This window comes from Vibrio sp. 1069, from assembly GCF_033340555.1.
This window is the reverse complement of sequence record NZ_JAWOWP010000420.1, coordinates 1-682: the sequence shown is the minus strand read 5'-3', so window position 1 is coordinate 682 and position 682 is coordinate 1. Positions and strand designations below refer to the sequence as shown.

1 protein-coding gene is annotated in these 682 nt (G+C 45.3%); it reads right to left on the bottom strand.

Going from position 1 to position 682, the window contains the following annotated elements; genetic code table 11:
- Positions 1-682: EAL domain-containing protein (locus R7040_RS26890; RefSeq protein ID WP_318097658.1), on the bottom strand; the 682-nt coding region annotated here is incomplete at both ends.

Below are 682 nucleotides of genomic sequence, written 5' to 3'. Positions count from 1 at the left end.
GACGTTGTGTGGGCGAGAATAGAAGTAGCCTTGAATATAATGACAACCCATGTCGATAAGCTTATTTAGCGCCCTGTCGTCTTCTACGCCTTCTGCAATTAAGTCGACATCCAACAGTTGAGCTAACTGGGCTATCAGATACACCACTTGCTCTGACGTTTTGTTCGAGAGCATATTGCGCACAAATGTGGCGTCAATTTTGATGCTGTCGATAGGGTAATTATGAATGTAATTTAAGCTCGAATAGCCAGTGCCGAAGTCATCCAGTGCGACTTTAAAACCAAGATAGCGAAGCGAGTTCAAAACCATCTGCTCGCGTCCACTTTGTGAAAGCAAAACAGTTTCAGTGAGCTCTATAACAAAGTCCGAAGCATCGTGACCGTATCGCTCGAGCAAGGTTGTTAGGTGGTTGATGTAGCGGTTTGAATCGACCAGTTCGTGTGCAGAGCAGTTGATGGATAGCTTCACGGTATAACCGAGGTGAGCCTCTAACTCTTGCTTCGCAATACATGCTAACTCTATGATTCGCTCACCTAATTCGATGATTAATCCCGATTGCTCAGCCGCTTCAATAAACTCCGCAGGGGAGATGTTGCCATACACACTGCTGTTCCAACGAGCGAGTATTTCAAAGTAATCCCAGCGATCATTGTTTACATCAACAATCGGTTGTAACACCACG